The organism is Marinitenerispora sediminis (assembly GCF_003336425.1).
Classification (GTDB): Bacteria; Actinomycetota; Actinomycetes; order Streptosporangiales; family Streptosporangiaceae; genus Marinitenerispora; species Marinitenerispora sediminis.
This window is the reverse complement of record NZ_QEIO01000367.1, coordinates 1-440: the sequence shown is the minus strand read 5'-3', so window position 1 is coordinate 440 and position 440 is coordinate 1. Positions and strand designations below refer to the sequence as shown.

Below are 440 nucleotides of genomic sequence, written 5' to 3'. Positions count from 1 at the left end.
ACGCCGTTCAACTTCACGGCGATCGCCGGGAACCTGCCCACCGCGCCCGCCCTCATGGGCAACGTCGTGGTCTGGAAGCCCTCGCCGACCCAGCAGTTCGCCGCGGACCTGACCATGCGGTTGCTGGAGGAGGCGGGGCTGCCGCCGGGTGTGGTGAACATGGTGACGGGCGACGGCCGTGCGGTGTCGGAGGTGCTGCTGCGGGATCCGGATCTGGCGGGGGTGCATTTCACGGGGTCGACGGCGACGTTCCAGCGGCTGTGGCGGTCGGTGGGGGAGAACATCGCGGGGTACCGGTCCTATCCGCGGGTGGTGGGGGAGACCGGGGGTAAGGATTTCGTGGTGGCGCACGCGTCGGCTGATCCGGATGTGCTGCGGACGGCGTTGGTGCGGGGGGCGTTCGAGTACCAGGGGCAGAAGTGCTCCGCGGCGTCCCGCGC

The 440-nt window shown here is 70.7% G+C and carries 1 protein-coding gene; it reads left to right on the top strand.

Going from position 1 to position 440, the window contains the following annotated elements:
* Positions 1-440: aldehyde dehydrogenase family protein (locus DEF28_RS26850; protein WP_114400952.1), on the top strand; the 440-nt coding region annotated here is incomplete at both ends.